Genomic DNA, 15,887 nt, shown 5'->3' with positions numbered 1-15,887 from the left:
TTAAATGGATATCTTTTACTTTATTCCACCACTGCCTCAGCTATTTCTTCTGCAGTGATTCCTGCGAAGTAACGACCTAGGTTAATGGTTTGAAGGGCTTTGAGGACGTCTTCACGTTCGTATTTAACGCCACGAAGAACATCTTCTACTGCTGCAACGTCTTCGATACCGAAAAAGTCACCGTAAATCTTGATATCTTGAATTTTTGATTCAATGACATTAGCGAAGATTTCCACCTTACCGCTTGGGAATTTTGTGCCACGACGGACGTTATACTCTGGTGATTTACCATAGTTCCAATCCCAAGTTCCAAACTTAGTATCTTTGATACGATTGATTTCAGCCAATTCCTCATCTGAGAAGACATACTCTGTCATTTCAGGGTATTCTTTTTTCATGTATTCCAAAAGTAGGTCACGGAATTCTTCTACGGTGATTTTTTCTGGCAATTCATCTACGATATTGGTTACACGTGCGCGAACTGATTTAACACCTTTTGATTCGAACTTATCTTTAGAAACTTTGAGTGCATTAGCAAGGACAGACAAATCAACGTCAAAGAGAAGACAACCATGGTGCATGATACGTCCGTTGATATAGGCTTGCGCATTTCCACAGAATTTTTTACCGTCTATCTCAAGATCATTACGACCTGTGAACTCAGCTTTAACACCAAGTTCCGCCAAGGTATTGATAACTGGAGTAGAGAAGCTCTTGAAGTCAAAGGCCTTGTTTTCATCTTCTTTTGAAATGATTGTATAGTTGAGGTTGTTGAAATCATGATAAACTGCTCCACCACCACTGATACGACGTACTACTTCAATTCCGTGTTCACGAACGTAGTCTCGGTTGATTTCTTCGATGGTATTTTGGTGACGACCTACAATAATAGATGGTTTGTTAATCCAAAGCAGGAAAATTTGATCCTCGTCCAAAAGGTGTTTAAAAGCATATTCCTCTAAAGCAATATTAAAGGCAGTGTCATTTGAATGATTGATAATGTATTTCATAAGTTACCTTCTAATACGATAGAGACTGGAAAATAATTCCAGTCTAGTCTATCTATTTTTATTTTTTCTTAGGTGAATGGATGGCCATTCCAAGAACATCAGCAAATGCTTCGTACATAACTTCAGAGTATGTTGGGTGTCCGTGGATTGTCTTAAGCATTTCTTCAACAGTGATTTCCATTTCGATGATACTTGACGCTTCGTTAATCAATTCAGCTGCTGCTGGACCAATGATATGAACACCAAGGATTTCACCATATTTCTTATCGGCAATAACTTTAACAAAACCTTGAGCTGCATCAGAAGCAATTGCACGACCGTTTGCTGCAAAGTTGAATTTACCGATTTGAACATCGTATTTTTCACGAGCTTGTTCTTCAGTCAAACCAACAGCTGCTACTTCAGGAAGTGTATAAATAGCTGCAGGAGTCAAGTTCAATTTGGCAACAGCGTGGTTTCCTTTAAGCGCATTTTCAGCCGCAACTTCACCCATACGGAAGGCAGCGTGAGCCAACATCTTAGTACCGTTGATATCACCTGGTGCGTAGATACCTGGAACAGAAGTTTCCATGTATTCGTTAACTTTGATACGACCACGTTCTAATTCAAACTCGACTTCACCGATACCTTCAAGGTCTGGAACACGTCCGATTGATAGAAGAGCTTTGTTAGCAATGATATCATCTTTTCCTTCAACCTTGATACGAAGTTTGCCATCTTCTTCAATGATTTCTTGAAGTTTAGTGTCTGTCAAGATTGTCATACCTTTACGTTCAAGGATTAAACGAAGGTTCTTAGATACTTCAGCATCCATAGCTGGAACGATACGATCCATCATTTCGATAACAGTTACTTTTGAACCGAATGTCATGAAGGCTTGACCAAGTTCGATACCGACAACCCCACCACCGATGATCACAAGGCTTTCTGGTACTTCGTTCATTTCAAGGATATCATCACTAGTCATCACAAGAGATGATTCCATACCAGAAACGTTGATTTTGCTTACTTTTGAACCACCAGCAAGGATGATCTTCTTAGTTTCAAGCAATTCAGAACCATTTACCAAGACATTCTTATCTTTAGTAATAGTACCGATACCTTTATGAACATCAACTCCATAGCTACGAAGAAGTCCTGCAACACCACCTACAAGGGTATTAACAACTTTAGATTTTGTTTCTAAAAGTTTGTCCATGTCAACAGTGAAGTTAGGATTTTCAATCACGATACCACGATTTGCTGCATGACCGATATTTTCGATAATTTCAGCGTTGTGAAGGTAAGTCTTAGTTGGGATACATCCTCGGTTCAAGCATGTTCCACCAAGTTCAGATTTCTCAACAAGAGCAACTTTACCACCTAATTGAGCTGCTTTAATAGCAGAAACATAACCAGCAGGTCCACCACCGATAACAACGATATCGTAAGCGTCATCGCTCTTACCATCGTCGTTTGAGGCACTTGCTGTAGGTGCCGGACTAGCTTCTGGTGCTGCTCCAGCGGTTGGGATATTTTCCCCTTCTTCACCAAGATAACCGATAACTTCAGTAACAGGAACAGTTTCGCCGTCCCCTTTAAGGATAGCGATCAAGTAACCGTCTTCTTCTGCTTCTAATTCCATGCTGACTTTGTCAGTCATGATTTCCAAAAGGATCTCTCCTTCTTTTACAAATTCTCCGACTTTCTTATTCCATTGGACGATTTGTCCTTCTGTCATATCCACGCCGGCTTTTGGCATAATTACTTCTAAGGCCATATCTTACTTCCTCTATCTATATTTCTAAAACAAATATTTTAAACCAACATTGAGATTGGATTCTCAATTAAAGCTTTCAAGTCTTTCATAAACTTAGCACCAGCCATACCATCTACGACACGGTGGTCAATTGTTAAACCAAGACTCATAATTGGACGAATCACGATTTCACCATTTACTACAACAGGTTTCTCAATTGTTGAGCTAACCCCAAGGATTGCTGAGTTCGGTTGGTTAATGATTGGACCGAATGATTGAACACCAAACATTCCCAAGTTACTAATGGTGAAGGTTGAATTTTGCAATTCGCTAGGAGCTAGTTTACCATCCAAAGTACGTCCGATAACATCTTTGAAGGCAACTACCAACTCTGTCAAACTCATTTTTTCAGCATTATAAACAACTGGCGTCATCAAACCATTATCCATTCCAACAGCCATCGCAAGGTTGACATAGTTGTGAGTAATAATTGTCTTACCATCTTCAGTTAATGACGCATTGATGTATGGGTGTTTCATAAGAGTCTTAACAACCGCAAGTGAAAGCAAGTCTGTAACAGTAATTTTCTTACCAGTTGCTTCCATGATTGGATCAAGGACTTTCTTACGAAGGGCAAGCATTTGAGACATATCAACATCGTAGTTCAGCGTAAAGGTTGGTGCAGTCAAGTATGATTCAACCATACGTTGAGCAATAACCTTACGCATCGGTGTCATCGGAATACGCTCTATTTCACCATAAGGTGTTACGTTATCTGGAACTTCTTCTACTTTCTCGATTTGAGCAGGTGACTTGATAGTATCGTTCTCAATATTTTCAGGAAGGAATGCCAAAACATCCTTCTTCATAATCTTACCACGATGACCAGTTCCTTGGATTTCCTGCCATGCAATGTTATGTTCAAGGGCAATTCGTTTTGCAAGTGGCGAAATGCGAACCACATTAGTGTCTTTAAATGTTTCCACGTCTTCTTTGTGGACACGACCGTTTGCGCCTGAGCCAGAAATATCGTAGAGATTAATTCCTAAATCATCCGCTAATTTTCTAGCTGCAGGAGTCGCTCTTAGCTTATCATCAGCCATGACCTCTCCTATTCTATACTAAGATATCAAGGACGTAGAGAACTTTGCATCTATTAGATACAAAGCTTCTCGTCTGATTAAATTATTTACATAATTTGTTTTATGTATTATTGTTTGTTGTGAGTTTTACGAATTGCATCTTTGATGCTTTCAACTGTTGGAATCATTGCATTTTCTAGATTTTGTGCGTAAGGCATCGGTACATCTTCCCCTGCACAACGGCGAATAGGTGCGTCTAAATAATCGAATGCTTCTGATTCTGAGATAATAGCTGAAATTTCACCGATAAAACCACTTGTCTTGTGGGCATCGTTGACAAGAACTACTTTTCCAGTCTTCTTAACTGAGTTAATGATGATGTCTTTATCAAGTGGAACCAAAGTACGTGGGTCTACTACTTCTACTGAGATGCCTTCTTCAGCCAATTCTTCAGCTGCTTGCATGACACGACGAAGCATTTTACCGTATGTTACTACCGTTACATCAGTTCCTTCACGTTTAATTTCACCAACACCAAGCGGAATTGTATAGTCTGGATCAACAGGAACTTCACCTTTTTGGTTAAATTCTGATTTATATTCAAGAATGATAACAGGATTGTTGTCTCGGATTGAAGACTTAAGAAGTCCCTTCATGTCAGCTGGTGTACCTGGAGCTACAACCTTCAATCCTGGGATATGAGTGAACCATGATTCCAATGATTGTGAGTGTTGTGCTGCAGAACCTACTCCGTTACCAGCGGCACAGCGGATTGTAATAGGCACTTGACCTTTACCACCAAACATGTAACGAGTTTTAGCAGCTTGGTTGACGATATTATCCATGGCAATAACAGAAAAGTCCATGAAAGTCATATCAACGATTGGACGAAGTCCAGTCATAGCAGCACCAGCAGCTGCTCCAGAAATAGCTGCTTCGGAAATCGGACAGTCACGAACACGTTCTGGTCCAAATTCTTCAAGCATACCTACAGATGTACCAAAGTCTCCACCAAAGACACCGACATCTTCACCCATCAAGAGTACATTTTCGTCGCGACGCATTTCCTCAGACATTGCAAGGATAATGGTATCGCGGAAAGACATTAATTTAGTTTCCATATTTTCTCTACTTCTCCTTAGTCTGCGTAAATATCTTCAAATGCTGATTCGAGTGGAGGGAATGGACTTTCTTCTGCAAATTTAACAGATGCTTCCACTGCTTCCTTGACCTGTGCTTGAATTTCTTCAAGTTCCTCTGCACTTGCAATCTTGTTCTCAACAAGGTACTTGCGAAGATTTTCGATTGGATCTTTTTGTTTCCACTCTTCTACTTCTTCACGTGTACGATATTTACCTGGGTCTGAAGATGAGTGACCAAGCCAACGATAGGTTACACTTTCAATTAATACAGGGCCTTTACCAGAACGAACATGATCGACTGCTTTCTTAAATCCTTCATAGACATCGATTACATTGTTACCATCTTCGATAAACATACCAGGAATACCGTAAGCTGCGCTACGTTCATGGATATGTTGAACATTGGTCATTTTCTTAATATCTGCTGAAATTCCATATCCGTTATTGATACAGTAAAAAATAACGGGAAGATTCCAGATTGAAGCCATATTAACAGCTTCGTGGAATACACCTTCGTTTGTCGCTCCATCACCAAAGAAGCAGACAACAATTTTACCAGTGTTTTTCATTTGTTGAGTAAGGGCTGCACCTACTGCAATTCCCATACCACCACCTACGATACCGTTAGCACCAAGGTTACCTGCATCAAGGTCGGCGATGTGCATTGATCCACCTTTACCTTTACAAGTTCCAGTATACTTACCAAGGATTTCAGCCATCATACCATTAAGGTCGATTCCTTTAGCAATGGCTTGTCCGTGACCACGGTGGTTTGAGGTGATGAGGTCATCTTCGTTTAGAGCTAACATAGCCCCAACGTTAGCAGCTTCCTCACCAACAGAAAAGTGCGTCATTCCTGGCACTTTTCCTTTTTTTACTAATTGAGCAATTTTTAAGTCCATACGACGAATTTCTTCCATCTTACGGAACATCTCAAGCAAAAGATTTTTATCTAAAGTTGACATAATCTTGCCTTTCTAAGTTTAAATTCTTATAGTTCTATTTTACTTTATAGGTTAATTAGTGTCAAAAAATATGCTTGCAATTTTTCACAATATAAAAAAAGAAAAGTCAGTAAAATCAAGACTTTTCTTTATATAAAATACAAATTTCACAAGCTGTTTTTTCATCGTTTTTCAACAAATTATTTGAATCTTTTCATAATAACTTGTAAACGCCACTGATAAAGAATTCCACTTACCATTAAACTAATGATAAGAGCAATCCAATAGGAATACGCACCTAAACTAGTCGAATAATCAAGATATAACCCAAGCGGAATCCCAACACCCCAGTATCCGATAAGACCAAGATAAAAAGGAACAATCGTATCCTTGTAACCTCTTAAAATACCTTGTAAAGGTGCCGCAAAGGTATCAGCTAACTGGAAGAACAAGCTATAGGTCATAAAAGATGCTGTCAGTTGGATAAATTCTGAATCTTGACCATATAGTCTGGCTACATTTTCACGATAGATGTAGAGAAAACTAAGTGTTAAAACCGCAAACACCATAGCTGTTAAACGGCCAATATGGATATACTGTTTTGCATCGTCTAACCGTTTAGCTCCTACCTCATAAGAAATCACAATGGCCATCGCAGTTGAAATACTCATAGGAAAAGCATACATCAGATTTGAAAAGTTCATAGCTGACTGATGACTGGCAATAATAAGTGATGAGAATTTCGCCATAATCAAACCAACAACTGAAAAAATGGCTACTTCAGCAAATACCGTCCCACCAATTGGTAGACCAAGATAAATAGCTTCCTTGATTTTTTTGATTTGTAGAGGCATAGGTTTTTGAAGTTGATATTCCTTGAGCTTTTTATGCTTTAACAAGACCAAAGTCGAAATCAGCAACAAAGCCCAGTACGCAAGGGAAGTCCCCAGACCTGCTCCTGCTCCTCCCAACTCAGGAAAACCAAAAGCTCCATATATTAGTAAATAGTTAAATCCACTATTTAAAGGAAGTAAAAGAAGCATAAGATACATAGACAATTTTGTCAGTCCTAGCGTATCAAGTAGCGATCGAATAACACTGAAAAGCAAAAGTGGGATAATACCGATGGCCAGGAGCCACAGATAACGCATGGCAACACTGGATACAGCCCCTTCCAGCCCCATGAATTGTAAGACAATTGGTGCTAAAAAGAAAACCAAGCCAAAAAGTACGATAGATAAGGCTAAAGCCAAATAAAGAAATTGATAAAAATCCGAAGAAACTTCTTTCTTTTTTCCTTGTCCCAAATGGTGACCAATAATAGGGACCAAGGCTGAGACAATCCCTGTCAGGAAGGTAAAGAAAGGATTCCACAAACTAGTCGCAATGGAAACACCCGCTAGATCCAGTGTATTATATTGCCCTGTCATCGTGGTATCGACAAAAGATGCGGAAAAATTAGCGAATTGATAAATTAGAATAGGAAAGAAAATTTTTAAAAATAAGATGATTTTGTCTTTAATAGTTTTTGTTGTATGCATACCTACTCTTTCTACTCCTTTTCATCCAAGCCAAAAAGCTTTAAGCCGTATTTTCTCAAGCTCAAAGGTGGATTACTAGCTTTTGATGTCGTGTGCCAACAATTACACGAGGCGCAATAATAGCTTCTAACCAAGCCACCATTATCATACTCTACAGCGTGATCAGCTTTTTCCTTGGTTTCATACTGAATTTTAGCACGGTTAGCGGCTGGACAATATACTCCATGGCAAGCATTTCGTTTACGATTTCTAAGTTTACGAAAATAATTCATCATCCTCAAGCTCCTAATCTGCTTGATAAACGATTTGTCCCTTACAGATAGTATATTTAACCTGCCCTTTTAATTGTTCACCAATGAATGGTGAATTAGCTGCTTTGGAAGCAAAATGTGTATCTACAACTCGATCCGCTTTATCATCAAAAATCGTAATATCAGCTGGCCCATTTTCAGTTAGATAACCTGCTTCAAAATTATACAGTTTTGCTGGATTGTAGGTCATTTTTTCTAGCAATTGAATTAAACTCAACTCGCCAGCTTCAACCAAGTAGGTTAAACCTAGTGACAAAGAAGTTTCCAAACCTGTCATACCTGATGGAGCTTTGGTAATATCCTCTACATTTTTTTCGTCAGCATGGTGAGGCGCGTGGTCAGTAGCAATGACAGAAATGACTCCAGATTTTAAACCTTCAATGACGGCTCGACGATCAGACTCCAAACGAAGAGGTGGATTCATCTTAGCGTTACTTCCTTTAGTCAAAAGCAGAGCTTCAGTCTTAGAAAAATGCTGTGGAGCTACTTCTGCAGTTACGTTTGCTCCCATATTTTGAGCAAACTCCACAACTTTTACACTTTCTTCTTTTGACAAATGCTGGATATGAACATGAGCCTTGGTTGCATAGGCAATCATGACATCACGAGCAATCATAGCGTACTCCGCAACTCCTGTTGCACCGCAGATATGAAAATGCTCTTTAGCGATATTTTCGTTAAAACCAAGCGTACCATTCAAGCCAGGATCTTCTTCATGAAGACTAATAAAAGTATTTAGTTTTTTCGCTTCTTCCATGGCTTCCTTGACAACTTTACTACTTTCAAGAGGAATCCCGTCATCAGAAAAACCAACTGCACCTGCTTCTAAAAGGGCTTTAAAATCAGTTAAGTCTTGACCATTAAAGTTTTTGGTAATCGTTGCTACAGACTTAACGTTAATTTTTTCCTTGGCTGCAGATTGAAGAACTTCCTGCAAAGTCTCAACATCTGATATAGTTGGATTAGTATTAGCCATCATTACGACTGTCGTAAAACCACCTGCAGCTGCTGCTAGTGCTCCTGTATGAATGTCTTCTTTATGAGTCTGACCAGGTTCACGGAAATGGACATGGATATCCACCAAACCAGGCGCAACTACAAGACCAGTAGCATCTATTACTTGAGCACCTTCTTCCTGGATTTCAGGAGCAATTTGAACAATTTTCCCTTCATCAACCAAAACATCACAAACTTGATCCAAACCAGACTTTGGATCCATCACACGGCCGTTTTTGATTACTAACATAACAATACTCCTTTATTCGTAGAAATCCACTTGAGTGTCCAATAACTTATCACCATCATAGACAAACTTGGCTGAAAAGAAGGGTTTATCTTCTAAAAGCCACTTGACAAAGGTATGGTCACCTTCCCAGGTCGGTTTGCTTAAAACTTCATCGTAAGGAACCCATTCTAATGTTCCTTCATTACAGTCAATCAATTCACCCTCAAATTCTGTTACCTTAAACACATAGGTGTACCAGTCCAAGTCAGGAGTGAATTCAGGAAAAGTGATAACACCTTTTAGAACCGGCTTGGCTTTGAGGCCTGTTTCTTCGAGGATTTCACGCGCTGCGCACTCCTGAGGTGTCTCACCTCGCTCTAGCTTACCACCCACACCAATCCATTTGCCTTCATGGACATCATTAGGCTTTTTATTGCGATGAAGCATGAGCAATTCTTTTCCGTTATCAATGTAGCAAACTGTCGCTAACTGAGGCATATTCTCTCCTTATCTAAGCCAATCGATTGGCTCTTGTCCACTTTCTTTTAAGAATGCATTAGCCTTAGAAAAAGGCTTGGAACCCCAAAATCCTCTGTAAACTGAAAGAGGACTTGGGTGGGCTGATTCGATAATCAAGTGCTGAGGATTTGTAACCAAGGACTTCTTCTTACGTGCATAAGCACCCCAAAGTACAAAAACTACGGGTCTATCAATATTATTGACAACCTTGATCACAGCATCTGTAAAAGGTTCCCATATCTGCCCAGCATGACCATTTGCTTGACCAGCAGGAACCGTCAAGCAAGCATTGAGAAGCAAGACTCCCTGCTCGGCCCAAGAGGTCAAGTCATGAGACGGTTTTACCCCAATATCATCCGCAAGCTCTTTTAAAATATTTTGTAAAGAAGGAGGTGATGGAATAGAATCTGGAACTGAAAAACTCAAGCCCTGCGCCTGACCTGGTCCATGATAGGGATCTTGGCCTAGAATTACCACTTTAACCTCTTCCAGAGGAGTCGTCAAAAGAGCCTGAAAAACCTTTTCCTTAGGCGGATAAACAGTTCCTTGAGCATAAACTTGCTCCATAAAGTGATTGATTTTCCCAAAATAACCCTCAGGTAATTGCTCTTTAATCAAAGCATGCCAGGATGAGTGCTCCATTGCTTTCTCCTTTGTTTATACTGCCTCTATTATAGCAAAAAGTGGCTATCTAAACCACTTTTAAAAGTATCTATTAAGATTTGAGAAGTTTTAGAAAGAATTTATACTAAAGAGCCTTTATTCAACTCCATTTCTCATATTAGAAAGGATAAATTCTTTGTCAATTTCATCAATAATCAATTCTGTTCGAGTATTAAGTTTTTCATCAAATCTTTTATTCAATTCCTTTACAACGCTTATCTTAAACTCATCACTTGATTTTTGTTTATAGTAATCAAATCCTCCAGAAGCCGCACTACAGCAACTCCCCCAATCTGAAAGATAGCCTATTATTTCAAAAACACTATCATTGTATTTTTCAAATTTTTTAGTTGCGGAACTTTTTAGATAGCCTGAAATACAATTTACAAAAGAGTAGTAATACTTAGAGTCACGAAATGAATTGAATTCTACACTATGAAAACTTGGATCGAGAATTTTTGCTGATCGCACATCTTCCATAGTGGGTTTTGTGGTCATTTTAATATCAGTCTGCAGATAAGCATAATAGGTTTCCTTATCAAAGAAAGCTCCATCTACCGCTATCAAAGCACCATACATACCATCTTCATACTGAAACACCATCACAGCACCGTTCCTATATTTGCTTTCTACAGGAACTGGCGGAGCAATTCTCTTTTTGGGCTTTTCTTTTTTTACACTTATCTTTTCTAAAAACTTTTCTAGATTTTCAGCTCTTTGTTCTAAAAATTCACTATCTGCACCTAATTCTTGGGCTAGTTCTAAATCTTCTTTGTTAAGAATGATTTCTTTAATTTCAAGCAAGAATTCATCATCTAATTGCCCAACTTCCCATAAACAGTGTGCTAAGGCGAACAAGACATCATACATATCGTCATCATATAAATCCGATGTCAGGTCATTTTTGATTGTATTTGCATCTTCTCCTTGATTGTATCTCTCGAAGAATTCTTCTTTAATATCTAAGGAAGTGTCATTTCCAAAAATCGTTGCATCCCATGTTCCCATAATTTATAGACTCCAATCTACTTTTTAACAGTTTTAAATATTTTGTTAGGTTTTGCAAAGAATCTATTATTCAGAATAATCAGAAAGATAACTAATCATTACAAAAAAACTATCATTGTTTTTTCAAAGCTTTTCCCTGCAGAATTTTCTATATCACCTGTAATAAACTAGATTAAATCTCCCCTTAGCCAGAGATAAGGAGAGATTACTAAAACTATACTTAAGCACATCTTAAAGATTAAATTTCTATTATTTGACTTTCACCCAATAAATAAACTATTTAACAATCAAATAATGTGCATCTTTTATCTTATAATTTTCTAGATTGATAACTGTTTGTTTCTTATCAACAATATCATATTTAACCAGAGAATCATTAAATAAAAAATAATAGATGTTGTCTTTAAATGTAAAATATGGTGCAATATATTGCTCTGTGCTAAAGCCTTCCAGATGAATAATATCTTTTTCTAAATTATCTAGATTGACTGTAGTAAAGGAAAATTCGCCATTATACAATCCCTCATTCTCTATAATCAATTGGTTATTTTTAGCATCATAGTGAATATTTGTTGGATACTTATCAGGAATATCGATATAATTCTTGCTCTGACTCTTTAAATCAAAAACCATTATTTTATTTCCCGACTTATATTCTCCATCAGAATTGCGCCCACTAAGTGCTTCCACAATATACAAGACATCATCTACATTAACCATTCTCATATATGCTGATGTTTCGTCAAGATTATATTTTTCCACGATGTTGAACTCTTTATCCATTTTCCAAATTTCCGTATTAGGAACTTGGGTTGATAAATCCAATGTGGTTACAAGTAAGTATAAATAATTATCTATAATAACAAACTGTTGACTGGCATTTAGTTGACCATCATTTTTCATGGTAACATTAGTGACAACCTCTAAATTGTTATCATATTTATAAAATTCAATTCTATCTGTAAAGACAGCAGTTGCATATAAATAATCCCCATCTGTTATGGATGCGTAAGCATCATTTCCTTCCGCTAATTTAAATGTTTCACTTAAATTTTCCTTATTAATTCTAGATACATATCTTTTTAGACCTGAGGTATCTTTTGTTTTTGCAGTTGAATAGGATCCTGCATCTGAAAAACTTTCTGCCCAATAGATGTATTTTTCTTTTCTGGCTATATTACCCTTGAACTCATTTAAATCATAATCATCAAATACAGCTATTTTATCGCTATCCCAGATAGCCATTTTATAATCATCTACCGAATTTACCTTATTTGACTGACAGGCACTTAGCCAAATAAGACAGCAACAAGCACTTATTAACATCAACATGAAGTTCATGGCGCTTTTATTTCTTTTCAATAACATACTCATTTATTCCTATATATTAATATCGTTTCTCTCGATTTAAGTAGCTCAAACGGATGGATGGCCGAACCCCAATCCCAAGTACCAATATCTACTCCTGTTACATCTTTATACCCTGCCCAAACTAACTGAGAACAATAAAATTTACTTCTAGTATTAATATTGAAAAATTCATAGTTATAAGGTTTTCCGATTTGTCTAGCGGCCCAATAAGCAACTTTTTGATCATCTCGAATACTTGTTTTTTTAACCCCTATTTGATAAACAGTACTACCACTAAAACGACTTGTCCAATTTCCATATACAACTTGAACCCCTGATCCTGGATTAGATTCAATCGTTGCATAATAGTAAGGATCAGCTGCTACAATTCCAGCATGCCCATTGTTAAAATGAGGAGTTATCGCATATGAATCAGTTATGCAAATAACACCATCTCTCCATGTCCATCCTCCATGTGCAGCTCTATCCATTGTTTTCCAGTCACCTCTAGGAGTTTCAGAATTTATATCTTCTAAAACAGATTCTTCCCAAACTCTCATTTCATTTTTATCTATAGCTTCCTCCATAGCGTAGACATATTCGTTAAAACCACATAATGACAAAAAAATGATACCTATACTTAATTTTTTAGTTAATTTGCTCATATTTTTTCTCCTAAATAAATCACAACTATTGGAATTACTTATCATAAACAACTCAACTGTACATGTCAATCTCCTTCTTTCTGTTTATTATTTTATCTGTGTACAATTTTATTATACCTAAAAAAATAAAAACAGTCAAAAGATATGAAGCGTTTTCAAGAATTTCTTGAACTCCATGCCCCATGTTTTACAGAATCTTTTATATTTTGTGATTTTTAAAGTTCCCCCAAACAATTCAGCAAATCTTTGTAAGAATGAACTTCATAAGTTGGCTGGGCTTGTGTCTTATTTTCCAGATGATGAGGATTGTACCAGATGGTATCGATGTCAACATTATTTCCACCTTGAATATCAGCTGACAAAGAATCACCAATCATAAGGGCATGGTTTTTATCAAAGTTAGGGATACAAGCTCCAATTTTTTTATAGAACTCAGCATCTGGTTTTTGAGTATGGAGCTGTTCTGAAATGAAAATCTCCTTGAAAAATGGTGCGATACCAGATTTCTCCAAACGACCTGTCTGAATATAGGTGATTCCATTTGTCGCAGCATAGAGTTCATAGCCCTTACTTATCAATTTTTTTAATAAATCTTCGACACCTGGGAAAATCTGTCCCTGTTTTGATAGGAAAAACTGGTAGCGCTCTGCTAAGTAGGAACCATCTTTTTCAATGCCAAAGTGAGCAAACAATTTTGCAAAACGTGTGTTAATTAACTCAGCCTTTGTAATTTTTTTCTGTTCCAAATCCTTCCAAAGAGCCTTGTTCATTGGTACATAGTAATCTTTATAGGCTTGTATATCCACTACTCCTTCTTCTTTTAGGAGTTGCGATAAGGCAATATCTTCTGCAGCATCAAAATCGAGTAAGGTGTGGTCGAGGTCGAAGAGTAGAAATTTGTATTTCAATTAAAAAAACTTCCTTTCTTAGGGGGGCAAAGAGGTGACTAAATGATTCAAAAAAATTTTAAAAAATTTTCACCTCTACTTATTGAATAGCTTAGCCCAATTCTGCTTAGAATTTAAAATTCTGGAGACATAAACCTCATATTTGTCGATATAATAAAAAGCTAAGTAATTTTCAATTGGTATATATCGATAACGTTTTCCGTCATCTGTTAATTCACCATAACCTCGACTTGAAACCAAAGGACATGCTTCTGGAAAGGTTTCTAAAGTTTCTAGTGCCGTTAGAATAAGGTCTAGTTTACTATCGGCAGATTGCTGGCTGTAAAAATTCAGTACAATATAATCATGTATTTCTCTCAAGTCTTTCTTAGCTTGATCCGTAAGAGAAACATGGTAACGCTTATGATTAGTCAAGTCCAAATTCCTTTCTTACATCTGCCAAAGACGTTAGTTTACCTTGCTCAATTTCTTGATGTCCCATCAAGATTTCCTTTTTCAAGTCTTCAAAAGCAACCTGATATTGAGTCTCTTGTAAATCACTAAATACGAACTCTTTAGGATCAACTGCACCTGTCGCAATTTTACGAAGTGCAGCATTAAAAATATCTGATAGGGTTAACTTTTCATCAGCTATGATTTCTTTCGTTTGTTGGTAAAAAGTCGAATCTGCTCTAAAATTAACAGGTTGAGTACTTGCCATGATTAATACCTCTTTGTAAATATGATTTGTAAATACATTTTATCATCTTTAGATTTGAAATTCAACGAAAAGCTCCTTTAACAGAAAAGGAGCTTTTCGTTGAATTTTATTGGTGTACAGCTTGTGCTGCTGTGATTAGAGTAAGTTTGAAGACGTCATCTGAATTACATCCACGAGAAAGGTCATTAACTGGTTTGTTCAAACCTTGCAATACTGGACCAACCGCTGCAAAGCCACCGAGACGTTCTGCCATCTTGTAGCCAATATTTCCTGCTTCGATACCTGGGAAGATAAAGACGTTTGCTTGTCCAGCAACCTTGCTTCCTGGTGCCTTGAGAGCAGCTGTTTCTGGAACGAAGGCAGCATCAAATTGCAATTCCCCATCAATTTCAAGGTCAGGACGAAGATCATGAGCAATCTTAGTTGCTTCAACAACTTTATCTACGCTTTCACCAAAACCAGAACCTTTAGTTGAATAGCTTAGCATCGCAATTTTTGGTTCGATACCGAACATCTTAGCTGTGATAGCAGAGTTAATCGCAATCTCTGCCAATGCTTCAGCATCAGGATTGATATTGATTGCACAGTCACCAAATAGGTAACGCTCAGTGCCACGAACCATTAGGAAGGCACCTGAAGTACGACTAACATTTGGACGTGTTTTAATGATTTGAAGGGCTGGACGAACAGTTGCCGCAGTAGAGTGAATAGCTCCTGAAACCATTCCATCTACCAAGCCCATGTATACCAACATAACACCAAAATAGTTCACGTCTTTAACCAAGATTTCGCGAGCTTCTTCTTCAGTCATTTTTCCTTTACGACGTTCTACAAGTGATGCTACCATGTCTTCAAATTGAGGGTAATGTGCAGGATCGATTACTTCATAACCATCCATGATTCCTTCGATTTCAAGATAGATTTTAATTTTATCAGGATTTCCAAGTAGGACAGGAATAACTTCTGTTTCTTTTACGATGCGTTTTGTTGCTTGAAGAATACGTGGCTCTTCACCTTCAGGCAAAACAATACGTGCATTTTTACCAACTAGGTTGGCTTTTAAACTTTCAAAAACTTCCAT

Annotated in this window: 17 protein-coding genes; all 17 read right to left on the bottom strand. The window is 37.6% G+C overall.

The features are described from left to right. Positions 1-20: 20 nt before the first annotated feature. The 17 genes from K1I67_RS01370 to pta all read right to left on the bottom strand — a co-directional run bounded on the left by K1I67_RS01370 (position 21) and on the right by pta (position 15,887). Positions 21-1,010 (bottom strand): lipoate--protein ligase, encoded by a 990-nt coding sequence (locus K1I67_RS01370; RefSeq protein WP_223338479.1) that lies wholly within the window; start codon positions 1,008-1,010, stop codon positions 21-23. Positions 1,011-1,068: 58 nt separating this feature from the next. After that, positions 1,069-2,769, bottom strand: coding sequence for a dihydrolipoyl dehydrogenase (gene lpdA / locus K1I67_RS01365; RefSeq protein WP_223338478.1), 1,701 nt, complete (start codon positions 2,767-2,769; stop codon positions 1,069-1,071). Positions 2,770-2,807: 38 nt separating this feature from the next. Then, complete coding sequence (locus tag K1I67_RS01360; protein WP_223338477.1) at positions 2,808-3,851, bottom strand: dihydrolipoamide acetyltransferase; 1,044 nt, start codon at positions 3,849-3,851, stop codon at positions 2,808-2,810. 107 nt (positions 3,852-3,958) lie between these two features. Further along, the gene (locus tag K1I67_RS01355; RefSeq protein ID WP_006152177.1) at positions 3,959-4,951 is read right to left on the bottom strand and encodes an alpha-ketoacid dehydrogenase subunit beta; all 993 of its coding nucleotides are present in this window, start codon (positions 4,949-4,951) and stop codon (positions 3,959-3,961) included. Positions 4,952-4,968: 17 nt separating this feature from the next. Continuing rightward, entirely contained in the window at positions 4,969-5,937 is a 969-nt protein-coding gene (locus tag K1I67_RS01350; protein ID WP_061863053.1) for a thiamine pyrophosphate-dependent dehydrogenase E1 component subunit alpha, read from the bottom strand. A 179-nt stretch (positions 5,938-6,116) separates the two neighbouring features. Continuing rightward, positions 6,117-7,457: an MATE family efflux transporter gene (locus K1I67_RS01345; RefSeq protein WP_223338476.1), complete on the bottom strand. Its 1,341-nt coding sequence runs from the start codon at positions 7,455-7,457 to the stop codon at positions 6,117-6,119. Between the two features lie 11 nt (positions 7,458-7,468). Further along, entirely contained in the window at positions 7,469-7,732 is a 264-nt protein-coding gene (locus K1I67_RS01340) for a hypothetical protein (protein WP_223338475.1), read from the bottom strand. Between the two features lie 10 nt (positions 7,733-7,742). Continuing rightward, complete coding sequence (locus K1I67_RS01335) at positions 7,743-9,014, bottom strand: dihydroorotase (protein WP_223338474.1); 1,272 nt, start codon at positions 9,012-9,014, stop codon at positions 7,743-7,745. A 12-nt stretch (positions 9,015-9,026) separates the two neighbouring features. Further along, positions 9,027-9,491: an NUDIX hydrolase gene (locus K1I67_RS01330; protein ID WP_223338473.1), complete on the bottom strand. Its 465-nt coding sequence runs from the start codon at positions 9,489-9,491 to the stop codon at positions 9,027-9,029. A 9-nt stretch (positions 9,492-9,500) separates the two neighbouring features. Further along, positions 9,501-10,154, bottom strand: a complete 654-nt coding sequence (locus K1I67_RS01325; protein WP_223338472.1) for a uracil-DNA glycosylase — start codon at positions 10,152-10,154, stop codon at positions 9,501-9,503. A 117-nt stretch (positions 10,155-10,271) separates the two neighbouring features. After that, positions 10,272-11,183, bottom strand: coding sequence for a hypothetical protein (locus tag K1I67_RS01320; RefSeq protein ID WP_223338471.1), 912 nt, complete (start codon positions 11,181-11,183; stop codon positions 10,272-10,274). A 276-nt stretch (positions 11,184-11,459) separates the two neighbouring features. Further along, positions 11,460-12,551 (bottom strand): hypothetical protein, encoded by a 1,092-nt coding sequence (locus K1I67_RS01315; RefSeq protein ID WP_223338470.1) that lies wholly within the window; start codon positions 12,549-12,551, stop codon positions 11,460-11,462. Positions 12,552-12,553: 2 nt separating this feature from the next. Beyond that, positions 12,554-13,198 (bottom strand): YiiX/YebB-like N1pC/P60 family cysteine hydrolase, encoded by a 645-nt coding sequence (locus K1I67_RS01310; RefSeq protein ID WP_223338469.1) that lies wholly within the window; start codon positions 13,196-13,198, stop codon positions 12,554-12,556. A gap of 215 nt (positions 13,199-13,413) precedes the next feature. Next, entirely contained in the window at positions 13,414-14,106 is a 693-nt protein-coding gene (locus K1I67_RS01305) for a YjjG family noncanonical pyrimidine nucleotidase (RefSeq protein WP_223338468.1), read from the bottom strand. A gap of 75 nt (positions 14,107-14,181) precedes the next feature. After that, a complete protein-coding gene (locus K1I67_RS01300) occupies positions 14,182-14,520 on the bottom strand; it encodes a type II toxin-antitoxin system RelE/ParE family toxin (RefSeq protein ID WP_223338467.1) in 339 nt (112 codons plus the stop codon). Continuing rightward, positions 14,513-14,806: a type II toxin-antitoxin system RelB/ParD family antitoxin gene (gene relB / locus K1I67_RS01295; RefSeq protein ID WP_045762942.1), complete on the bottom strand. Its 294-nt coding sequence runs from the start codon at positions 14,804-14,806 to the stop codon at positions 14,513-14,515. Before relB ends, K1I67_RS01300 begins: the two co-directional genes overlap by 8 nt. Positions 14,807-14,912: 106 nt before the next feature. Beyond that, a complete protein-coding gene (gene pta, locus K1I67_RS01290; RefSeq protein WP_049548636.1) occupies positions 14,913-15,887 on the bottom strand; it encodes a phosphate acetyltransferase in 975 nt (324 codons plus the stop codon).

This window comes from Streptococcus infantis (assembly GCF_019929575.1).
Classification (GTDB): Bacteria; Bacillota; Bacilli; order Lactobacillales; family Streptococcaceae; genus Streptococcus; species Streptococcus infantis_L.
Note: the sequence above shows the minus strand (reverse complement) of the source record. Positions and strands in the feature narration are given on the sequence as shown.